General features: G+C 43.7%; 18 protein-coding genes. 2 read left to right on the forward strand and 16 right to left on the reverse strand.

What is annotated here, in order from left to right:
* Positions 1 to 35: 35 nt before the first annotated feature.
* Genes mreB through uvrB form a run of 3 tightly spaced genes read right to left on the reverse strand, consistent with a single transcriptional unit; the run spans position 36 to position 5,935 of the window.
* Positions 36 to 1,025, reverse strand: coding sequence for a rod shape-determining protein (gene mreB, locus EDD74_RS04810; protein WP_008976520.1), 990 nt, complete (start codon positions 1,023 to 1,025; stop codon positions 36 to 38).
* Positions 1,026 to 1,068: 43 nt separating this feature from the next.
* Complete coding sequence (gene uvrA, locus EDD74_RS04815; protein WP_008976521.1) at positions 1,069 to 3,918, reverse strand: excinuclease ABC subunit UvrA; 2,850 nt, start codon at positions 3,916 to 3,918, stop codon at positions 1,069 to 1,071.
* A 25-nt stretch (positions 3,919 to 3,943) separates the two neighbouring features.
* Positions 3,944 to 5,935, reverse strand: a complete 1,992-nt coding sequence (gene uvrB, locus EDD74_RS04820; RefSeq protein ID WP_116441662.1) for an excinuclease ABC subunit UvrB — start codon at positions 5,933 to 5,935, stop codon at positions 3,944 to 3,946.
* A 202-nt stretch (positions 5,936 to 6,137) separates the two neighbouring features.
* Here uvrB and EDD74_RS04825 point away from each other — a divergent pair, with 202 nt between their 5' ends.
* Complete coding sequence (locus EDD74_RS04825; RefSeq protein WP_116441661.1) at positions 6,138 to 6,929, forward strand: ZIP family metal transporter; 792 nt, start codon at positions 6,138 to 6,140, stop codon at positions 6,927 to 6,929.
* A 195-nt stretch (positions 6,930 to 7,124) separates the two neighbouring features.
* Here the strand turns inward: EDD74_RS04825 and EDD74_RS04830 are convergent, their stop codons facing one another.
* From EDD74_RS04830 to EDD74_RS04870, 9 genes are all read right to left on the reverse strand, one after another.
* Positions 7,125 to 8,363: a MalY/PatB family protein gene (locus EDD74_RS04830; protein ID WP_008976530.1), complete on the reverse strand. Its 1,239-nt coding sequence runs from the start codon at positions 8,361 to 8,363 to the stop codon at positions 7,125 to 7,127.
* A gap of 36 nt (positions 8,364 to 8,399) precedes the next feature.
* Positions 8,400 to 9,521, reverse strand: a complete 1,122-nt coding sequence (ytvI, locus tag EDD74_RS04835; protein WP_039861409.1) for a sporulation integral membrane protein YtvI — start codon at positions 9,519 to 9,521, stop codon at positions 8,400 to 8,402.
* A gap of 44 nt (positions 9,522 to 9,565) precedes the next feature.
* Positions 9,566 to 10,183 (reverse strand): ribosome biogenesis GTP-binding protein YihA/YsxC, encoded by a 618-nt coding sequence (gene yihA, locus EDD74_RS04840; RefSeq protein ID WP_009262988.1) that lies wholly within the window; start codon positions 10,181 to 10,183, stop codon positions 9,566 to 9,568.
* A gap of 17 nt (positions 10,184 to 10,200) precedes the next feature.
* On the reverse strand, positions 10,201 to 12,543 hold the full coding sequence (gene lon, locus EDD74_RS04845) for an endopeptidase La (protein WP_116441660.1): 2,343 nt from the start codon (positions 12,541 to 12,543) through the stop codon (positions 10,201 to 10,203).
* A gap of 69 nt (positions 12,544 to 12,612) precedes the next feature.
* Positions 12,613 to 13,890, reverse strand: coding sequence for an ATP-dependent Clp protease ATP-binding subunit ClpX (gene clpX, locus EDD74_RS04850; protein WP_009262990.1), 1,278 nt, complete (start codon positions 13,888 to 13,890; stop codon positions 12,613 to 12,615).
* A 59-nt stretch (positions 13,891 to 13,949) separates the two neighbouring features.
* Positions 13,950 to 14,531, reverse strand: a complete 582-nt coding sequence (gene clpP, locus EDD74_RS04855; RefSeq protein WP_008976537.1) for an ATP-dependent Clp endopeptidase proteolytic subunit ClpP — start codon at positions 14,529 to 14,531, stop codon at positions 13,950 to 13,952.
* Positions 14,532 to 14,568: 37 nt separating this feature from the next.
* Positions 14,569 to 15,855 carry a trigger factor gene (tig, locus tag EDD74_RS04860; RefSeq protein ID WP_016439982.1) on the reverse strand — a complete coding sequence of 429 codons (1,287 nt, stop codon included), beginning with the start codon at positions 15,853 to 15,855 and terminating at the stop codon, positions 14,569 to 14,571.
* 142 nt (positions 15,856 to 15,997) lie between these two features.
* Complete coding sequence (locus EDD74_RS04865) at positions 15,998 to 16,669, reverse strand: hypothetical protein (RefSeq protein ID WP_008976538.1); 672 nt, start codon at positions 16,667 to 16,669, stop codon at positions 15,998 to 16,000.
* Positions 16,670 to 16,692: 23 nt separating this feature from the next.
* Entirely contained in the window at positions 16,693 to 17,250 is a 558-nt protein-coding gene (locus EDD74_RS04870) for a DJ-1 family glyoxalase III (protein ID WP_039861412.1), read from the reverse strand.
* A gap of 150 nt (positions 17,251 to 17,400) precedes the next feature.
* Between EDD74_RS04870 and EDD74_RS04875 the strand changes: the two genes are divergently transcribed.
* Complete coding sequence (locus EDD74_RS04875; protein ID WP_116441659.1) at positions 17,401 to 17,853, forward strand: CYTH domain-containing protein; 453 nt, start codon at positions 17,401 to 17,403, stop codon at positions 17,851 to 17,853.
* Positions 17,854 to 17,927: 74 nt separating this feature from the next.
* Here EDD74_RS04875 and EDD74_RS04880 read toward each other — a convergent pair whose 3' ends face one another.
* From EDD74_RS04880 to prfB, 4 genes are all read right to left on the reverse strand, one after another.
* Positions 17,928 to 19,139 (reverse strand): aspartate kinase, encoded by a 1,212-nt coding sequence (locus EDD74_RS04880; protein WP_116442482.1) that lies wholly within the window; start codon positions 19,137 to 19,139, stop codon positions 17,928 to 17,930.
* 83 nt (positions 19,140 to 19,222) lie between these two features.
* Positions 19,223 to 20,458 (reverse strand): homoserine dehydrogenase, encoded by a 1,236-nt coding sequence (locus EDD74_RS04885; protein WP_008976543.1) that lies wholly within the window; start codon positions 20,456 to 20,458, stop codon positions 19,223 to 19,225.
* 3 nt (positions 20,459 to 20,461) lie between these two features.
* A complete protein-coding gene (locus EDD74_RS04890) occupies positions 20,462 to 20,902 on the reverse strand; it encodes an ACT domain-containing protein (protein WP_008976544.1) in 441 nt (146 codons plus the stop codon).
* Positions 20,903 to 20,937: 35 nt separating this feature from the next.
* A protein-coding gene (gene prfB / locus EDD74_RS04895; RefSeq protein WP_116441658.1) for a peptide chain release factor 2 occupies positions 20,938 to 22,057 on the reverse strand; the annotation gives its coding sequence in 2 pieces (ribosomal slippage) (positions 20,938 to 21,981 and positions 21,983 to 22,057; 1,119 coding nt in all).
* Positions 22,058 to 22,112: the final 55 nt, after the last annotated feature.

Below are 22,112 nucleotides of genomic sequence, written 5' to 3' on the forward strand. Positions count from 1 at the left end.
TTCTTTTCAATGTTTTTCGTAAAATCTAAACCAGACTAAGAATTTCTTCTCATCCCAGTAACTTCTGCAAATTGTCCACTTCCCACTGCAACAACTTTCATCGGATCTTCTGCTGCCATCGTCCGGATTCCCGTCTTCTCCTCCATCAGTGTATCCAGCCCCCGCAGAAGTGCACCTCCTCCGGTCAGCATAATTCCACGCTCCAAAATATCCGCTGACAATTCCGGTGGTGTCTGCTCCAGTACATGGATCACCGACTCTACAATCTGGTCTGCCACTTCCCTCAGGACAGACTCTGTCTCTGAGGAAGTCACCGTAACCGTTTTCGGCAATCCCGTCACAAGATTCCTTCCTCTGATCTCTATCTCCAGTTCCTCTTCAAGCGGATAAACCGTTCCCACTTTGATCTTAATCTCCTCCGCCGTACGATCACCAACCAGCAGATTCTGCTTTTTTCTCATATAGCGTGCAATTGCCTCATCAAAATCATTCCCCGCCGTCTTCACAGAAGTATGGACCACTGCTGCCCCCAGCGAAATCACCGCTACATCCGTTGTTCCGCCGCCAATATCTACAATCATATTGCCAAATGGTTTCATAATATCCAAACCAGCTCCGATTGCTGCCGCCACCGGTTCTTCCACAAGACAGACTTCTCTTGCTCCTGCTGCATAAGCAGCCTCCTCCACGGCCTTCTGTTCCACTTCTGTGATCTGACACGGAACACAAATGCTGATTCTAGGCTTCTTTAACATTCTTCTTCCGAGCGACTTCTGCACAAAATATTTAATCATCTTCTCTGTGACCGTATAGTCTGATACAACACCTTTTTCCAAAGGTCTGATCGCGATGATATTCCCCGGTGTCCTTCCAAGCATCAGTCTAGCTTCTTCTCCAATGGCTTTTATCTCTTTCGTATCCCGGTCCAGTGCCACGACAGAGGGCTCCTTTAATACAACCCCTTTGCCTTTTATAAACACGAGTACGCTTGCAGTTCCCAGATCAATTCCGATATCTGCCGACATCTCGATTCCCCTTTCCTCATTTTCGTCTGTCTGATTTTTTTGTTTATTCCCCCTGCCGCAACAGCGGTGCAATATACTTTCCGGTGTAAGAGCATTCGGAAGCGGCAACCTGTTCCGGTGTTCCTTTTGCGATCACCGTCCCTCCTTTGTCTCCTCCTTCCGGACCGATATCGATCAGATAATCAGCCGTTTTAATCACATCCAGATTATGCTCAATGACTACCACTGTATTTCCATCTGCAGACAGCTTCTGCAAAATTTCTGTAAGCTTATGCACATCTGCAAAATGCAGTCCAGTTGTCGGTTCATCCAAGATATACACTGTTTTTCCGGTGCTGCGCTTACTCAATTCCGCCGCCAATTTGATCCTCTGCGCTTCTCCTCCCGACAATGTGGTGGATGGCTGTCCAAGACGAATGTAAGACAGTCCTACATCATACAACGTCTCCATTTTCCTGCGGATGCTCGGCACATTTTCAAAGAAATGAAGTGCTTCTTCCACAGTCATATTGAGTACATCATAAATACTTTTTCCTTTATATTTTACCTCCAACGTCTCACGGTTATACCTTTTTCCATGACAAACTTCACATGGTACATAGACATCCGGCAAAAAGTGCATCTCGATTTTCAGGATCCCATCTCCACTGCACGCTTCACATCGTCCTCCCTTGACATTAAAACTGAATCTTCCTTTCTTATACCCTCTGGCCTTTGCGTCTGCCGTTGCCGCAAACAGATCACGGATCAGATCAAAGACTCCCGTATAAGTTGCTGGATTCGATCTCGGTGTCCTTCCGATCGGAGATTGGTCTATATTGATTACTTTATCTACCTGTTCCAGCCCTTCGATCCGCGTATGCTTTCCAGGAATTGTCCGGGCGCGGTTTAGTTCTTTTGCCAGTGCTTTATATAAAATCTCATTCACAAGAGAACTCTTTCCGGATCCCGAGACTCCTGTTACACATGTCATGACCCCCAGTGGAATCTCCACATCAATATTTTTCAAATTGTTTTCTCTCGCTCCAAGAATCTTAAGAAATCCTTTCGGCTCCCTTCTTTCTTCCGGCACCGGAATCTTCTTCCGACCGCTCAAATACGCGCCCGTCACAGATTTTTTATTTTTCATAATCTCTTTTGCCGTACCTGCCGCTACAACTTCTCCGCCATGCTCTCCTGCCCCCGGACCGATATCGACAATATAATCCGCTTCCTTCATCGTATCTTCATCATGTTCTACAACAATCAGTGTATTTCCAAGGTCTCTTAAATGCTTCAACGTCTTTAACAACTTGTCATTGTCTCTCTGGTGCAGTCCAATGCTCGGCTCATCAAGGATGTAGGCCACACCTACAAGTCCGGAACCGATCTGGGTCGCCAGTCGGATTCTCTGTGCCTCACCGCCGGAGAGTGTTCCTGTCGCCCGAGAAAGGGTAAGGTAATCCAGCCCAACATCCATCAGAAAATTTGTCCTCGCTTTGATCTCCTTTAGAATCTGTCCGCCGATCAGCTCCTGTGTCTCTGTCAACACGAGTTCTGCAAGAAATTTTTGCAATTTTTCGATTGATAATGCGGTTACCTCCGCAATATTCATTCCGCCGACAGTCACTGCAAGCGCATCCTTCTTCAAACGCTGTCCCCCACAAGTATGACACGGGGTAATCCGCATAAAAGATTCATATTCTGCTTTCATCGTCTCAGAACCAGTCTCCCGGTATCGGCGCTCTACATTCCTTAGCAGTCCCTCAAACGCGACATCATAAACACCTTCACCCCGCTGTCCTTTATAGTACACTTTCACTTCCCTTCCATCTGTACCATGAATCAGCACATGCTGCACCGCTTCCGGATAGTCCTCAAACGGCGTATCCAGATCAAATCCGTACTCTTTGCAGAGCGCCTCCAGGATTGCTCTTGTAAAACTCCCTTTATCTGTGCAAGACTGCCATCCAATCACCGTAATCGCTCCGTCATTGATACTGAGTGTTTTATCCGGGATCATCAAATCAATATCAAATTCCATCTTATATCCAAGACCATAACAATCCGGACATGCTCCAAAAGGATTATTGAAAGAAAAGCTTCTCGGCTCAATCTCTTCGATACTGATTCCACAATCTGGACAGGAAAAACTCTGGCTGAAATTTAATGTTTCTCCGCCGATCACATCTACCTGAAGCAATCCTTCCGCCAATGTCAGTACACTCTCAATCGAATCTGACAGTCTTTTTTCAATCCCTTCCCGTACGATCAGACGATCTACAACAATTTCAATATTATGCTTGATATTCTTATCCAGTATAATCTCCTCGGTCAGTTCATACATACTTCCATCCACGCGCACACGAACATATCCACTCTTCTTCGCTTTCTCAAACAGTTTTGCGTGAGTTCCCTTGCGCCCTCTGACTACCGGAGCAAGTAGTTGAATCTTCGTTCCTTCCGGCAGTTCCATAATCTGATCTGTCATCTGATCCACTGTCTGCTTTTTAATCTCTTTTCCACACTTTGGACAATGTGGGATACCAATCCTGGCATACAGTAATCGAAAATAATCATAAATCTCTGTCACCGTTCCAACCGTCGACCTCGGATTTCGATTCGTAGATTTCTGATCGATCGAAATCGCCGGGGAAAGGCCTTCGATACTCTCTACATCCGGCTTCTCCATCTGTCCTAGAAACTGTCTCGCGTAGGAGGATAATGACTCCATATACCTTCTCTGTCCCTCTGCATAAATCGTATCAAATGCCAGAGAAGACTTTCCAGAACCACTCAATCCTGTCAATACTACAAGCTCATTTCTCGGAATATCCACATCAATATTTTTCAGATTGTGTTCGTTTGCACCTCTAATCTTAATATACTGCTTCTTTTCTGCTTTGCGTGCCATTTCTTACCTCTTCTTTTCTTTGTCCTTATGATTCCTCTATCTCCAACAGCTTTTTCTTAAATTCTATCAGCTGATCTCTTAGTTCTGCTGCCACCTCAAAATTCAGTTCTGCTGCGGCTTTTTTCATCTTCTTATTAATATCCTTAATTGCAGCCTGTAATTCCTTTTCACTCATAGATTCCGGATCTTTTTCCAGCTTCATCTCCTCGGAAGACACCTTTTTTGAAATACTGATCAGATCCCGTACGGATTTGTGTATTGTCTTCGGCGTAATTCCATGCTTCTCATTGTATTCCATCTGCACCTGACGTCTTCGCTTTGTCTCTTCAATGGCAGCCTTCATAGAATCTGTCATCGTATCCGCGTACATGATCACATGACCCTCTGCATTCCTTGCAGCTCGACCGATCGTCTGGATCAGCGATGTCTCCGAACGAAGGAATCCTTCCTTGTCTGCATCGAGAATCGCAACAAGTGTGATCTCCGGAATATCCAACCCTTCTCGCAAAAGGTTGATTCCCACAAGAACATCGAACACATCCATACGCATATCGCGGATGATCTCTGTCCGCTCCAAAGTGTCGATATCCGAATGAAGGTATTTCACCCGGATTCCAAGTTCTCGCATATAATCCGTAAGATCCTCTGCCATACGCTTCGTCAGCGTTGTGATCAGCACCTTATTTTTCTTCGCAATCTCTTTATTCACTTCGCCAACAAGATCGTCTATCTGCCCTTCCACCGGACGTACTTCCACCTCCGGATCAAGAAGTCCTGTCGGACGGATTACCTGCTCTGCCCGCAGAAGTTCATTGCGTTCCTCATACTCTCCCGGCGTAGCAGAGACAAACAGCATTTGATTGACCTTACTTTCAAATTCTTCAAAATTCAGCGGTCGGTTATCCAACGCCGAAGGAAGCCTAAACCCATAGTCCACCAAAGTCTTCTTGCGCGAGCGGTCCCCCGCATACATTCCCCCAATCTGCGGAATTGTCTTATGTGACTCATCGATCATAATGATGAAATCATCCGGAAAATAATCAATCAATGTGTGTGGCGCTTCTCCCGGCTTTAATCCCGTCAGGTGTCTGGAATAATTCTCAATTCCCGAACAGAATCCAGTTTCTCTCATCATCTCGATATCGAAATTCGTCCGTTCTGCGATTCTCTGTGCCTCCAGCAGCTTGTCCTCACTCTTAAAGTATCGAACCTGCTCCTCCAGTTCTTCCTCGATCGCCTTCGTTGCCCGGTCAATGCTCTCCTTCGATACGACGTAGTGTGATGCCGGAAAAATTGCAACATGGCTCAGTTCGCTCTTAATCTCTCCTGTCAGAAGATCAATCTCCGTGATCCGTTCAATCTCATCTCCAAAAAACTCTGCTCGGATTGCATAATCTTCCGAGATTGCCGGAAAGATTTCCAGTACATCGCCTCTTACACGGAAGGTTCCACGCTTAAAATCCATATCATTTCTATCGTATTGAATCTCAATCAACTTCGCAATGACCTCATCCCGGTCCTTGATCATACCCGGCCTCAGCGAGATCACCATCTCCTGATAATCAATCGGTGAACCCAGTCCATAGATGCAAGATACACTCGCCACAATAATCACATCTCTTCGCTCCGACAGTGCAGCTGTCGCAGAGTGTCGAAGCTTATCAATCTCATCATTGATGGCAGAATCCTTTGCAATGTAGGTGTCCGAAGATGGAACATAGGCTTCTGGTTGGTAGTAGTCATAGTAGGATACAAAGTATTCTACCGCATTATTAGGAAAGAACTCTTTAAATTCGCCGTATAACTGGGCAGCCAAAGTTTTATTGTGGGCGATAATCAATGTTGGTTTATTTAATTGTGCGATGACGTTCGCCATCGTAAATGTCTTACCGGAACCGGTAACGCCAAGAAGTGTCTGGCATTGGTTGCCTTCCTGAAAGCCTTTTACAAGCTGGTCGATGGCTTGCGGCTGGTCGCCGGTTGGGGCGTATTCTGATACTAATTCAAAATGATCCATGAAATTCCTCCTATGAATCTATTATCTTCATTCTCTTTGGTTATTATATCAAAATATATAATAAAAGTACAGAAGAAATCGAATGTTTGTTCTGTTTCTTCTTTTTCCATTGCCATTGACATTTTTCACACTTCACAATATGATAACAATATAATTTTTCCATTAAACATTTCATTTTTATCAAAAAGTACAAGGAGGTTCTATGTTAGATTTTAATACAATTGCAGGGGTTTCCATCCCATTTGTCGGAACTACCCTCGGCGCAGCTATGGTGTTTTTTATGAAAGACAAAATCCATCCTCTTTTGCAGAAGGCTTTGCTCGGATTTTCTTCCGGGGTAATGATGGCCGCATCCGTCTGGTCTCTGCTGATTCCCGCAATGGATCTGTCTACCGAAAGAGGCATGGGAAAGTTCAGCTTCCTCCCAGCAATATCCGGTCTTCTGATCGGCATCTTGCTCCTGCTTCTCTGTGACCGCCTGATCCCACATCTACACCTCAATCAAACGCAACCGGAAGGACCAAAGAGCAGTCTTCAAAAAACAACTATGATGATTCTTGCAGTCGCAATCCACAATCTGCCGGAAGGGATGGCAGTCGGTGCCGTATTTGCCGGACTGAAAAATGCCGGTACAGAGGTAACTCTTGCCTCTGCTTTTGCTCTCTCTGTCGGGATTGCAATTCAGAATTTCCCAGAAGGGGCAATCATCTCCATGCCACTGAAATCAGAAGGGATCAGCCGCAGAAAATCATTTCTCTACGGTACGCTTTCCGGTCTGGTGGAACCGTTTGGGGCAATCGCAGTAATCCTGCTCTCCGATTTTCTGATTCCACTCCTTCCATACCTGCTAAGTTTTGCGGCAGGAGCTATGATTTATGTAATCGTAGAAGAGATCATCCCTGAGGCAAGTGAAGGAACACATTCCAACATTGCCACAATCGGATTTGCAGTCGGCTTCTGTGTCATGATGATTCTGGATGTAGCACTCGGTTAACTTTTCCCTTTATTTTAGAAACACTCCTCTAACAAAAGGACCGCACCTATCTGGGTTCTTCATTTCCCCCTGATAGGTCGCAGTCCTGTTCTTTCAAATTGAATATTCTGTCACAGATCCATATCCCAATTTCCTCTACGGTCGCATTTTTCTTCTGCAAACTAGCAGGAAATCTAAACTTTCACCGCTTCTATCTTAACAAAATACATACTCTGCAAGTCTGTCAAATGCCTCTTTTACCCGGCTAAATGGAAGTGCCAAATTCATACGAATTGCACATGGACCGTGGAATGCACGCCCATCCTGCCAGACAACACCTACTTCATATCCTTTTGCCTGCACTTCATCGATTGTAGTTCCATGTTCCTTACACCACTCCGTACAATCTAAAAACAGCATATACGTTCCCTGCGGTCTTGATACTTTTACCCCAGGGAAATGTGCTTCAATAAAATCACATGCATATGTTACATTTTCACCAAGCACCTCGCGAAGCTCATCTGTCCACTCTGCACCCTCTTCACAGTAAGCTCCCATCAGCGCATACATCGATAAGAGGTTGATCGAATTGTAATGGCATAAGGAAGATTCTTTTTCCACACGCTCGCGGATATATTTGTTATAGATAATATGGTAACTTCCTACCATTCCTGCAAGATTAAATGTCTTAGACGGAGCATACAGAGCTACTGTACGATTTTTCGCGTCTTCAGATACAGACTGTGTCGGAATATGCTGATTTCCATAGAGAACAAGATCAGACCAGATTTCATCGGAAATCACATAGACGTCATTCTCTTTATAAATCTCCATCGCCTTTTCTAATTCCCATCTTTCCCAGACACGTCCGGTCGGATTATGCGGAGAGCACAAAATTGCAGCATGAATTTTATGTTCTTTAATCTTTCGCTCCATATCTTCAAAATCCATACGCCAGATTCCATCCTCATCCTGCACAAGCGGACTATGGATAATATCAAAGCCATTGTTCTTTAATGTATTGGTAAACCCGATGTAAGTCGGGCTATGTACAAGCACCGTATCTCCCTGTGAGCAGAAAACTCTGAGTGCACTTACAACACCTCCAAGCACACCGTTCTCATAACCGATACATTCCGGTGTCAACGCTTCCACACCGTTTCTTCTTTTCTGCCATTGGATAATACAGTCGAAATATTCTTTTCTTGGCTCGAAATATCCATAAGTCGTATGTCGGATACGCTCCTCCATCGCCTTTGGAATTGTCGGCACTGCCGGAAAATTCATATCTGCCACCCACATCGGAATCAGATCAAATCCTTCTTTTAATGTCACTCCATCTTTGTATGGATCAAAAAACTCCGGAAGATCTACTGCCACTGCATCTTTTCCATGTCTGTCCACAATTGTTGTAAAATCGTACTTCATTGTTTTTCCACCTTTCTGCTGTATCATTTTTATTCCTACCGGCTATTGTCGGATTGGTTTCCCTTAAGGCTCTCTGAGCTTTTGAATCCCTTTGAGCAATATTTTCACATCATCTAAAATATAATCAAAGGCTCCTGCTTTGTACATATTAATAACGATCATTCCTGCCGGAACTGCCAGTATCATGCCAAATACACTTCCCATCTTGTAACCAACATAAAGCAGAACCAATGTCACAAGCGGCGTCAGTCCCATGCTATCTGCCACAAGCTTAGGCTGGATCAGCTGTCTTACAAGCTGTGTGGTAGCATATAAAATAATCAGACCGATTGCAAGTTTATAGTCCCCTGTCAGAAACTCGAATACAGCCCACGGTATCATTGCTGTCCCGGTTCCAAAAAATGGAAGAAAATCAAGCAGTGCAATCAAAATCGCACAGAGTAATACATACTTGACTTTTAAGAATGCCAGCCCCAAACTCAAGATCAGTGCAACAACGATCATAATCTTAAACTGCGCTTTAAAATATCCCCCCACTGCATATTTAAAATTGTCCACAACCATCGTCATTTTTTTCTGAACTGCACTTGGAGCAATCTTCTTGCTCCACACAATGATCTCGTCACGTTCCGCAATAAAAATGTAGGCAGAAATGACCGTCACGATTACTGCAATCAAAATAGATGGAAGACGCTTTGCAAAGTTTCCTGCTGCAGTCACTGTCGGCTCGCTGATCCCCGTGATCAAATCTGCCATTCCCTGATCCATATTGTTGACCATCTCATCCCAGCCCACCTGCAGTTCTGCCGGCAACAAATGAAAAATCCCCTGGAATTCTCTTCCGATCTGTCGAAAATCTTCCTCGAACTGCTGATACATCTCCGGAAAATTGTCAATAAAAATTTTGATTTCCGTAAACGCCTTGCTGAATCCAAAGTAAAGTCCTGTCACGATCAGACCGAGCACCATTACAATAATGATCGCTGAGCCCAGCTTTCTTACGATCTTCAACCGCTTTTCCAGCCATCGCACGACCGGATTGGCAATCATTGCGATTACCCACCCAATCACGAATGGCATAAAATACCCCATCAGTTGAAATCCTGCCACCACAAACACGACTGTTCCAATCAGACTGACCAAAAGACTTGCCGCCACTTTCCAGTAAGGTCTTCTGTCTTCCATATGCTCCACCTCTTTTTTATGAATCAGTAAGCTTTCTTTGCTTCTTAGTTTTCAGTTTCCTGTAATGTCTCTTCGTCATTTAGAAATTCTCGCTCGACCAGGTCCCAAATCTCATCTCTTCCCTGTTTTGTCTCCGAAGAGAATGGAATAACTGTCGTTCCCGGCACAAGCTGCAGACCTTCTTTTATCATTTTAACATGTTTTTGCACCTGGCTGCGCTTGATTTTATCTAATTTTGTCGCAATAATAATCGGATTATATCCTTGATCCACGATCCACTGATACATCATCTTATCATTAGCCGATGGTTCATGCCGGATGTCGATCAGAAGAAACACTGCCCGTAACTGTTTTGATGTATGCAGATATTTTTCAATCAATTTTCCCCACTGGATTTTCTCTTTCTCCGACACTTTTGCATATCCATATCCCGGGAGATCCACAAGGTACATCTCTTCATTGATATTATAAAAATTAATTGTCTGCGTCTTTCCTGGTGTGGCTGAAATTCTTGCATAGGATTTGCGGTTCATCAGCGCATTGATCAACGAAGATTTCCCCACATTTGATTTCCCTGCAAACGCAATCTCCGGCTTATCATTTTCCGGCAGCTTACTTGTGATCCCGCAGACAGTCTCTAAATTAATATTTCTGATAATCATAATTTTTCCTTTCCTTCCTATTCCGGAACAAATGCATGTTCTAACACTTCTTCCATTTGTTCTACCGGAATGATTTCCAGTCCTTTTGTAATCTCTGCTGAAAGTTCTTCCACATCTCTTTTGTTCCTTGCTGGGATCAGCACCTTCTTGATCCCGGCATTCTTGGCCGCCAACAATTTTTCTTTCAGACCTCCAATCGGAAGCACTCTTCCACGCAGTGTGATCTCTCCTGTCATCGCAACATCTGCGCGCACTTTTCGATCCAGAATTGCCGAAAAGATTGCCGTCGCCATCGTGATTCCGGCAGATGGTCCGTCTTTTGGAACAGCCCCCTCCGGAATATGTACATGGAAATCATGTTTTTCAAAATAATCTGCCTCAATTCCATATTTTTCACTGATCGAGCGAATATAGCTGATCCCGGCCATCGCCGACTCTTTCATGACATCCCCAAGCTGTCCGGTTAAAAGCAATTCCCCTTTTCCCGGCATCAGATTCACTTCAATCTGAAGTGTATCCCCTCCGACACTTGTCCATGCCAGCCCGCGCACAATTCCGACTTCGTCTGTTTCATTTGCCATCTCATACGTGAAGATTTCTTTTCCAAGATACTTTTCAATATTCTTCTCCGTCACCCGGATTTTCTTTCTGTCCTTCTCAAGAATCTCTTTTGCAGATTTCCTGCAAACAGCCCCAATTTTTCGCTCCAATTGGCGCACCCCTGCTTCTTTCGTGTAAGAACGGATCATCTTTCCTACGGCATTCTTACTGATCTGAAGTTGTTCCTCAGATAATCCATGACGTTCCAATTGTTTCGGAATCAAATGTCTGTCTGCAATATGCTCTTTTTCATTTTCTGTGTAGCTGCTGATCTCAATGATCTCCATACGGTCTAACAGCGGTCTCGGAATAGTTTGGAGTGAATTTGCAGTTGTGACAAACAGTACTTCCGAAAGATCCACCGGAACTTCAAGATAATGATCCCGGAACTTATAATTCTGCTCACTGTCAAGCACTTCCAAAAGTGCTGAGAAAGTATCCCCCTTATAATCGGAGCTTGCTTTGTCTATCTCATCTAACAACATCAATGGATTTTTGACTCCTGCTGTCTTCAACCCATTTGCAATTCTTCCCGGCATTGCACCGACATACGTTTTCCTATGTCCCCGGATTTCTGCCTCATCTTTGACGCCGCCGAGCGAAATTCTCACATATGGTTTGTGAAGAGCTTTCGCAAGAGACCGTGCAATGGAAGTTTTTCCAGTTCCCGGAGGCCCTACCAGACACAGGATCGGTGTGTTCCCTTTCTGTGTGAGTGTACGGACTGCAAGATATTCCAACACACGCTCTTTGACTTCCTCCAATCCATAATGTTCTTTTTCCAGCACTTCTTTTGCGTAGGTTAAATCATAACTTTCTTCTTTCTTCTTATCCCACGGCATCTCCAGCATAGTCTCAATATAAGTTCGGATAACCGAAGTCTCTGCCGCACTTCCCATAGAATTTTTAAAACGCTTGATTTCTTTCATCAACTTCTCTTTGACTTCTTTGGATGCTTCCAGTTTCTTTGTCGCAGCCTCGAATTCTTCGGCATCACTCATTGTCGTATCATCACCGAGTTCTTCCCGGATCAGTTTTAACTGTTCTCTTAAAATATACTCTCTCTGGTGTTTATCGACACGCTCTTTGACTTTGACCTGAAGTTCTTCCTTAATATTCATGATCTGAAGTTCATTGGCCAACTTAAAACTAAGCAGCTCGTAAAGTTTCCATGGATCTCCTTCATTCAATAGTTCCTGAAGTTCCCGATAAGGAAGCGGAATATTTGCACAAATCTGTCTGACCAGCTTTTTGGGATCGTCAATATCAAGAATCTGTGCAACGGTCTCTTTACTGACTTTCGGACTTTTCACCCCTAACTCTGCAAACATTTCTTTCAGATTTCTCACAAGTGCTTCGGTCTGCGGATCCTGTTCCTGGATTCCTTCCTCCTCTGGCAACTCTTTTTTTTCTTCACGCTCTACTTCCACAAGCGCCCTCATGTATGGCTCCCCGCACTCAATATTGCGAAGCATTGCCCGCTCTTCGCCTACTACAAGAATCCTCAAAATCTTTTTCGGAAGCTTGATCACTTGCTTGATTGTACCAATCGTCCCGATTTCAAACAATTCTTTTTGCTGTGGCTCTTCGGTCTCCACTTCCCGCTGTGTCACTAAAAATATTCTCTGATCTCCCACCATCGCTTCCTGCACGGCTTCGATCGATTTTTTCCTGCTGATATCAAAATGTACGACCATCTCTGGAAGGATCGTCATGCCGCGAAGCGGAATCATCGGCAGGCTTTCCAGTATTTTCTCCATATTTCCTCCAAATGTTATCTATTATAAAACAGGACAGGAGAATCCGCTTCCCCCGTCCCTTTCTCTTTTCTATGCACTTTCTGATGCCACTTTCTCCCTCTTTGGAAGAAGTACACGCTCATATCCATATTCTGGATCTTCCAGTCCTTTTACTACATTTTCTGTAATTCTGCATGTCTTGATCTTATCATCCGATGGCACTTTAAACATTGTGTCCATCATGACATTTTCCAGAATTGCACGAAGGCCTCTCGCACCAGTCTTTCTAGAAAGAGAAATCTTCGCAATCTCTTTCAGTGCATCTTCATCAAATTGAAGATCTACACCATCAAGTTCTAGCAACTTCTGATACTGTTTGACGATCGCACTCTTTGGCTCCGTCAAAATGCGGATCAGCGCATCTTCGTCAAGCTGTTCTAAAGTTACCGTCACCGGAACTCGCCCTACAAGTTCTGGAATCAATCCAAATTTCACAAGATCCTGCGGAAGCACCTGACTTAACAGCTTGTCTTTATCATGCTCATTGGCACCTGTCATCTTAGAATTGAACCCGATTGATTTCTTATCCACACGAGACTCTATGATCTTCTCAATGCCCTCAAAAGCTCCTCCGCAAATAAACAGAATATTTGTCGTATCGATTGGGATCAGTTCTTGATGAGGATGTTTTCTTCCTCCCTGTGGCGGAACAGAGGCAACCGTTCCCTCAAGGATTTTTAAGAGCGCCTGCTGCACTCCCTCACCTGATACGTCTCTTGTAATCGATGGATTTTCTGATTTTCTCGTGATCTTATCAATCTCATCGATATAGATAATTCCATACTCTGCGCGCTCAATATCTCCATCTGCCGCCTGAATGATCTTCAGAAGAATGTTTTCCACATCTTCTCCTACATATCCTGCTTCTGTCAACGCAGTCGCATCTGCGATCGCAAACGGTACATTCAGAATCTTTGCAAGCGTCTGTGCGAGAAATGTCTTTCCACACCCGGTTGGTCCTAACATCAGAATATTGCTCTTCTGCAGCTCTACTCCCAGGTCTTTCTCTGCCATAATTCTTTTGTAATGATTGTACACGGAAACTGCTAACACTTTTTTTGCTTCGTCCTGTCCGATTACATAATCATCTAAAAATGCTTTGATCTCTTCCGGCTTTAACAGATTGATTCCGCTAAATTTACTCTCGTCCTCGTAAGCAAATTCTTCTTCTATAATTTCTGCACATACATCAATACACTCGTCACAGATATATGCCCCGTTCGGGCCTGCAATCAGCTTGCGCACCTGCGCCTGTGTCTTGTTGCAGAACGAACATCTTATCAGATCATCGCTCATTTTTCCTGCCATATGCTCACCTCATTTTTACACGGAAAGGGGATGCCCACCCGGAACAACCCCTCCTTAGTCTAATGCTTAATAATTACTTCGTCAATCAGTCCATATGCCTTTGCTTCCTCAGCAGACATATAGTTATCTCTCTCTGTGTCTACTTCGATCACAGATAAATCCTGACCAGTATTTTCTGCTAAAATTTTATTTAATTTTGTGCGGGTCTTTAAGATATGGTCAGCTACGATCTTAATATCTGTTGCCTGTCCCTGTGCACCGCCTGACGGCTGGTGGATCATGATCTCCGCATTCGGAAGAGCGTATCTTTTTCCTTTTGCTCCTCCGGCTAATAAGAAGGCTCCCATACTTGCCGCCATACCAATACATGTTGTTGATACGTCACATTTGATAAACTGCATTGTATCATAGATTGCCATTCCTGCCGTTACCGAGCCACCCGGACTGTTGATGTAAAGATGGATGTCTTTCTCTGGATCCTCTGCCTCTAAAAATAATAACTGGGCAACGATCACACTTGCAGACACATCGTTTACTTCTTCTCCGAGAAAAATAATTCTGTCTTTTAATAGTCTTGAATAAATGTCGTAAGAGCGTTCTCCACGGCTTGTTTGTTCAATGACATAAGGTACTAAGCTCATGTATATCCCTCCTATTTTTTTGCAATGCCAAAATGAATTAAGCTTCTACTGCTGATTCTACTAAGAATGTAACAGCTTCCTGAACTGCCATATCAGCTTTCATCTGTTTCTTCTCAGCTTCTCCCATGAATTCTTTCAGTTTTTCTACTTCCATCTTGTAAGCTTCTGCCATTTTAGCTAATTCTTCGTCTAATTTTTCATCGCTGATCTCAATGTTCTCAGCTTTTGCGATTGCTTCCAGAACTAATCTTGTCTCTATACGTTTTACAGCCTGTGGGCGAAGTTCTTCGAACATCTTCTCTGCTGTCATTCCTGTGAACTGGAAGTACTGTTCCATAGTAAGTCCCTGCTGCATGATTCTCTGTGAGAAGTCATTTGCCATCTGTCTTACCTCAGTGTCGATCATCGCATCCGGAATCTCCATTGTAGCGTTTGCAACTGCTTTTTCTACTGCCTGATCTTCTTTCTTTCTTCTTCCTTCTGTGTTCTTTCTCTCTTTGATCTTTGCTTTCACATCTGCTTTGTAAGCGTCTAATGTATCAAATTCAGAAACCTCTGCTGCGAATTCATCATCTAATTCCGGAAGTTCTTTTGCTTTGATCTCGTGTACTGTACACTTGAACACTGCCGGTTTTCCTGCTAATTCTTCTGCATGATATTCTTCTGGGAATGTCACATTTACTTCTACTTCTTTTTCTTTTTCAGCACCTACTAACTGCTCTTCAAATCCTGGGATGAAAGATCCTGATCCGATTGTTAACGGATAGTTTTCTCCTTTTCCACCTTCAAATGCAACACCATCAACAAATCCTTCGAAGTCTAATACAACTTCGTCTCCGTCCTGTACTGCACGGTCTTCTACTTCAATTGTTCTTGCATTCTTTTCCTGTTCTTTTTTGATCTCTTCTTCAACTTCTTTTGCAGTTACTCTGTTAGAAACTTTATCTACTTCAAGACCTTTGTACTCACCGAGAGTTACTTCCGGTTTTACTGCAACTTCTGCTGTGAAAATAAATGGTTTTCCTTTTTCTAACTGAACTACTTCTACTTTTGGCTGAGAAACAATCTCTAATCCGCTTTCATCATAAGCATTGGAATATGCTTCCGGAATGAGTGCATTTGCAGCATCATCATAGAAAATCTCTGCTCCATACATTTTCTCGATCATCTGACGCGGAACTTTTCCTTTACGGAATCCTGGTACGCTGATTTTATTTTTCTGTTTTAAGTATGCACCCTGGATTGCTTTTTCTAATTCTTCAGCGGACACTTCGATTGTAAGCTTCGCCATGTTCTTTTCTAAATTTTCTACTTGTAAACTCATTTACAGTTTCCTCCTTATATATGGTAACTTTTGTTTTTCACTTCGTATAATTACTCCTACTCAGAGTCACTAAAAAATTATAGCATAAAGTATCTGAAATTACTAGTGTGTATTTCAAATTATTTTGCATTTCCCTGCCGGATCATTTCACTTCATCAAGTCTGAGTATTGCTGTAAGAAAGTTTGAAAAGCTTTCTTCTTCAACTGCAAATCCCTTTTTCTCTTTATTGCTGATCGTCAACACTACCGTTTCTTTTTTGCCATTTTGCGCTCCCTCGAAACTCTCTTCTAAAAGCGTATAGGAATATTCTAAAAACTCGCTCTGCATTTGGGTCTTAATTTCTTCCTCAGTACCTTTATACTCACCATTTTCTGCCTTCTGGATCATTTCATCTGCAGGATGTTTTAATTTTTCTGAAAAAGTCACAAATATATCCGTAGGATAAATATCCACATTCACATCATAAGTATTCTTATCCTTCTTTTCAGCTTTCACCGTTTCATACTTCAGACTTTTAAAAATTTCGGAACACAATGCCGTATATTTTTCTGTCAATTCTTCTCCCATCGACACATCCTTTGTGATATATCCCGCAACAAACGTCTGCACTTCTTTCTCGTACTGTGCGGCCAGTTCTTCTTCTGACATCTCCTCGGTAAGTCTGGCAATTTCTTTTGTGTCCCCCGAAAGCCGCTGCTTTAAGACAGCCTCCGTATAGGCTTCTGCATCAAATCCTTTCAATACTCCACAGCCGACCATACTCATGCCGAGCAGCAGACAAAAACATATCATGATCCTTTTCTGTTTCCGCATAGATACCTCATTTCCATTTTGTTTTATTCCTGCGCAGAATATACGATAGTCTCTCTGACCTTCTCTTCCTGTTCTCTGCCAAACAACACTTCCGTCAACTTCAACGCAAAATCAATTGCCGTGCCCAGCCCTCTTCCGGTAATGATATTTCCCGACTGCACTACCTTCTCCTCCCGGCAGACAGCCTTGCACATGTCTTTTTCCATCCCCGGATAGCAGGTTGCCTCTTTTCCTTCCAACAGCCCCATATCCGCAAGCACGGTAGGAGCCGCACAGATTGCAGCCACAACCTTTTCTTTGGCTGCCCTTTTTACAACACTTCTTACTCCTTCATGTGCTTTCAAATGGAGTGTTCCCGGCATGCCTCCCGGAAGAATCACCACATCTGCCTCCTCATAAGTCTTTTCTCCAAACACTTCATCTGCCTGCACGCAAATTTGATGAGAACCTGCCACATACTTCTTGCCGCTGACTGATACCATACGAACAACGGCTCCCGCCCTGCGCAGTACATCCACAACTGCCAGTGCTTCCACTTCTTCAAATCCTTCTGCAAGAAAGATCACAGCTTCTTTTTTCATATCAACCTTTCCTTTCCCTACGTATTTTTCCATGACTGCTTTACATTTTCATTTATCTGTACTATGATACCGAAGAGTATTTTGAACTGTTATTTTAAACAACCGACACAAATTTGTCGCTGTATGTAAAAATCACTGGAGGTATTTTTTATGGAAATCGAACGTAAATATCTGATCCACACAATCCCTTTCGATCTGTCATCCTTTCCTTTTCGCACGATTGAACAGGGCTATCTCTGCACAAACCCCGTTGTGCGTATCCGAAAGGATAACGACCGCTATGAACTCACCTACAAATCCCGCGGCATGATGATCCGAGAAGAACACAATCTTCCTCTGACCGCCGAAGGCTACGAACATCTTAAGACAAAGATTGACGGCATCTGCATCGAAAAAACTCGCTATATGATTCCGCTCTCCGACTCGCTTACCATCGAACTGGATATTTTTTCCGGCAAGCTCTTCGGACTTCAAATTGCAGAAGTTGAATTTGCAGATGCAATGTCCGCTGAACATTTCACTCCGCCTGACTGGTTTGGCGAAGATGTAACGTTCTGTCCACAATATCACAACAGCGCTCTGAGTCAGATGAAACTGCTCTGATCTCAGCACAATCTTTTTGCAAACACAAGAGAGGGTCCTACTTCACCCTCTCTTTTTTGTTTTTCCTCTCGTTCTTACACATCTCCAAGTCCAAACCCATCATGGACTGCCTGCATTGCCTTGTCAATTTCCTTCTCATCGATCAGAACCGTAATACGTATTTCTGAAGTAGAGATCATGTTGATATTGATTCCATTGTTGTAGAGCGATTCAAATAACTTTGCCGCAACCCCCGGATTGCTCATCATACCCGCTCCCACGATTGATATTTTTGCAACAGTATCCTCCCACTTGATCTCCCGGATTGTCATTGGCTCCTGATATTCCTCCAGGATTGCCAGTGCCGGCTTTAAATCTTCCTGAGAAACAGTAAAAGAAATGTCCTTTGTCCCTTCCCGTCCGACAGACTGAAGGATAATGTCCACATTGATATTATTTTTTGCCAACGTGTGGAAGATCTTAAATGCCACTCCCGGTTGGTCACTGACTCCAAGTACTGAAATTCGTGCTGTATTCTTATCCCCTGCTACCCCACTGATCAACATTTTCTCCATCTTCGCTACCTCCTTCACAGTCGTTCCTTCTTCTAAATTCAAGCTAGATCTGACTACCAGCTGTACGCCATATTTTTTTGCCATCTCCACAGAGCGATTATGAAGCACTTTCGCCCCCGAAGTTGCTAATTCCAGCATTTCATCATAGGTAATCTCTTTTAATTTTCTCGCATTTTTTACAACACGCGGATCCGCTGTGTATACTCCATCTACATCTGTATAAATCTCACACGCATCTGCGCGCAATGCCGCTGCAAGCGCCACTGCAGTCGTATCCGAACCACCTCTTCCAAGTGTTGTATAATCATCATATTTATTGACTCCCTGAAAGCCGGTGACAATGACAATCTTCCGAGAATCCAATTCGTGTCTGATCCGTTCTGAATCAATTCGCTTAAATCTTGCATTTCCATATCTAGAGGTGGAATGCATCATGACCTGATACGCATTCAGAGAAACTGCCGACACTCCGAGTGCGTGCATTGCCATCGCCATCAATGATACAGAAACCTGTTCTCCTGTCGTCAGAAGCATATCCAGCTCTCTCTTTGGTGCATTCGGATTGATGTCAGCAGCTTTTGCAAGCAGTTCATCAGTCGTATCTCCCATTGCGGACAGTACAACTACAACATCATTTCCCTTCTTATATTCTTCTATACATCGCTCTGCGACCCGAAAGATCCGCTCCTTGTTCGCAACGGAACTGCCGCCAAATTTTTTCACTATCAGCATATCACTTTTCTGTCCGCTTTCTATTTTACACGAACAGACTCTCCTTTCTCCTTGTTCTCGTACCAGACATTCCGAAGAATCTTTTACTCTTTGGACCCGCTCTGCTCCTGCATGCGGATCATACGGATAATATTCGGAAATTTTGCCGCACACTCCTCATATGCCCGCTCCGTCATGCGCCCTGTGAGAAATCCAAACTCTTCCTCCACATCCGGAAGCATCACAATCTGAACCGGTCCGAAAATACTCTCGATATAAGTCTTCATCGCCTCCGCATTTCCTGTGATCCGCACAAAAAATCTTCGGATTGTATCGCCTTTATCCTGAAGTTTTAGCTTATCACTCTTCCACATGGTCATAACATTGCGGTTCAGATTTTTTGCTTCCTCCACAACATCTGCCACAACTGCACTCGCGGTCGGAAGTTTTCCCGCGCCACTTCCATAAAACATCGCATCCCCAAGTACATTTCCATGTACAAAAATCGCATTAAATACTCCATTGACTCCAAAAAGAGGATGGGTATTCTCAAGAAGACATGGTGCCACGATCGCACTTAAGCATTCGCCGCTTCTTCTACTGCTCGCAAGCAGCTTAATCGTCATCTGCATCTGCTTTGCGTACTCCATATCTCTCTCTGTGATTTCTGTGATCCCTTCTGTGTAAATATCCTCAAAATCAACTTGATGTCCCGAGATCAGAGAGGATAGGATTGCAATCTTACGACATGCATCATAACCTTCTACATCTGCTTCCGGATTCTTCTCTGCATATCCGTTTTCCTGCGCCTGCCGGAGCACTTCTTCGTACCCTGCTCCTTCATAGAACATCTTCGTCAGCATATAGTTTGTTGTTCCATTTAAGATCCCTGTGATCTCTTCAATCTCATCTGCGGTCATAGAAGAATTGAGCGGGCGGATAATCGGGATTCCTCCTCCCACACTTGCCTCAAATAAAAAATTGATCTGCTTTTCTTTTGCGATTGATAAAAGTTCTGCTCCGTGCTTTGCTACAAGCGCCTTGTTCGATGTCGCCACACTCTTTCCGGCGAGAAGCGAGCGCTTCACAAAAGTATATGCAGGCTCAATCCCTCCCATAACCTCTACAACGATTTTAACATCCTCATCCCGGATGATTTCCTCAAAATTATGGACCAGTATGTTCTGTACCGGATCTCCCGGAAAGTCTCTGAGATCCAGCACATATTTTACCCGGATTTCCTCTCCGACTCTCTGGCTGATACACTCTCTGTTTGTGTCGAGCACTTCTACTACCCCGGAGCCTACCGTTCCATATCCTAATACTGCAATATTTATCATAGTCTACTCCCTGCCTACAATTTTCAGATAATGGACGCCTTCATTTTCTTCCATCTCGTCCACCATCTCCGATATATTTCCTGTTGTCGATAAAATTTCTATACTAAGTGTCAATGTTGCAATTCCGTTGATCGGAATACTCTGATGAATAGTCAGGATATTCGCACGATACTTTGCCGCCTCTCTGAGAAGTTCTGCTAAAAGTCCCGGTGTATCATCCATCTGAATGACCATCGTCACTGTCTGCCCTTTTTCATTTTCATGAAACGGAAATATATCGTCTTTGTATTTGTAGAAAGAGCTTCTGCTGATTCCGATTCGCTCTGTCGCTTCCTGAATGGTCAGCCCCCGCTCAGCAGCAAGAAGCCTTTTTACTTCTACGACTTTTAAAAGTACTTCCGGAACAGCCTTTTTCTTTAATACATAATACTTTGTCTTATCCATAACGTTCCACTCTCCTTGTCTGGATCACCAGACTTTTATTTTTCTTCCTTTTTTGCATTTCGCATCTTTAGATAGGCATTGATAAACGGATCCAGATTCCCATCCAGCACACTTGTAACGTTTCCGCTTTCCTCATTCGTTCTGTGATCCTTCACAAGCGTATAAGGCTGCATCACATAGGAACGGATCTGATTTCCAAACCCTATTTCCTTTACTTCACCCCGGATTCCCGATACTTTTTCTGCCTGTTCTTGTTCCTTCAGCAGATAAAGCTTCGCCTTTAACATCTGCATTGCCTTTTCCTTATTGCTGTGCTGGGAACGCTCATTCTGGCATTGTACCACGATCCCGGTTGGAAGGTGTGTCAGACGGATCGCGGATGATGTTTTATTGACATGCTGTCCGCCGGCGCCGCTCGCCCGGTAAGTATCAATTTTCAATTCATCTTCATTAATCTCAATATCAATGTCATCTTCGAGATCCGGCACCACATCACATGAGGCAAACGAAGTCTGTCTTTTATTTGCTGAATTAAACGGAGAAATCCGCACCAGCCTGTGCACTCCTTTTTCTGACTGCAAATATCCATATGCATTCTCTCCATTGACCTCAAAGGTTACTGTCTTGATCCCTGTAATATCCCCGTCAAGATAATCGAGCACTTCTGTTGTAAATCCTTTGCTCTCAATCCAGCGATTGTACATTCGGTACAGCATATTCACCCAGTCACAAGCCTCTGTACCGCCCGCTCCCGCATGTAAGGTGACAATCGCATTATCCTTATCATACTCTTCTGACAGAAGTGTCTCGATCCGCAGTTCTTCATATGTGCTCTCGATCTGCTTTAACTCTGTCTCGATCTCCTTGATCATACTCTCATCGTTTTCCTCGTATGCCATATCGATCAAAATCTGAATATCCTCATACTGCCGGTACAGTTCTTCAGTTCTTTTCACCGAATCTTGCAGGCTTTTCAGTTCTTTCATCACTTTTTGAGAATGTTCTGCGTCATCCCAAAAGTCTGCCTCTCCGATTTTTCTTTCTAATTCCTCGATTCTCTGCTTCTTCCCTTCCGGGTCAAAGTGAATCCCTCAGTTCTTTCAGCGGTGCCTCATATGTATTTAAAATACTCTTAATCTCATCCAATGCTACCACCTTGATCACCTCTTTCCAATTTTCAAAATTTTTATCTAAAAATCTGTAAAAAGAA

The sequence above is a fragment of the Faecalimonas umbilicata genome (genome assembly GCF_004346095.1).
GTDB classification, from domain to species: Bacteria; Bacillota; Clostridia; order Lachnospirales; family Lachnospiraceae; genus Faecalimonas; species Faecalimonas umbilicata.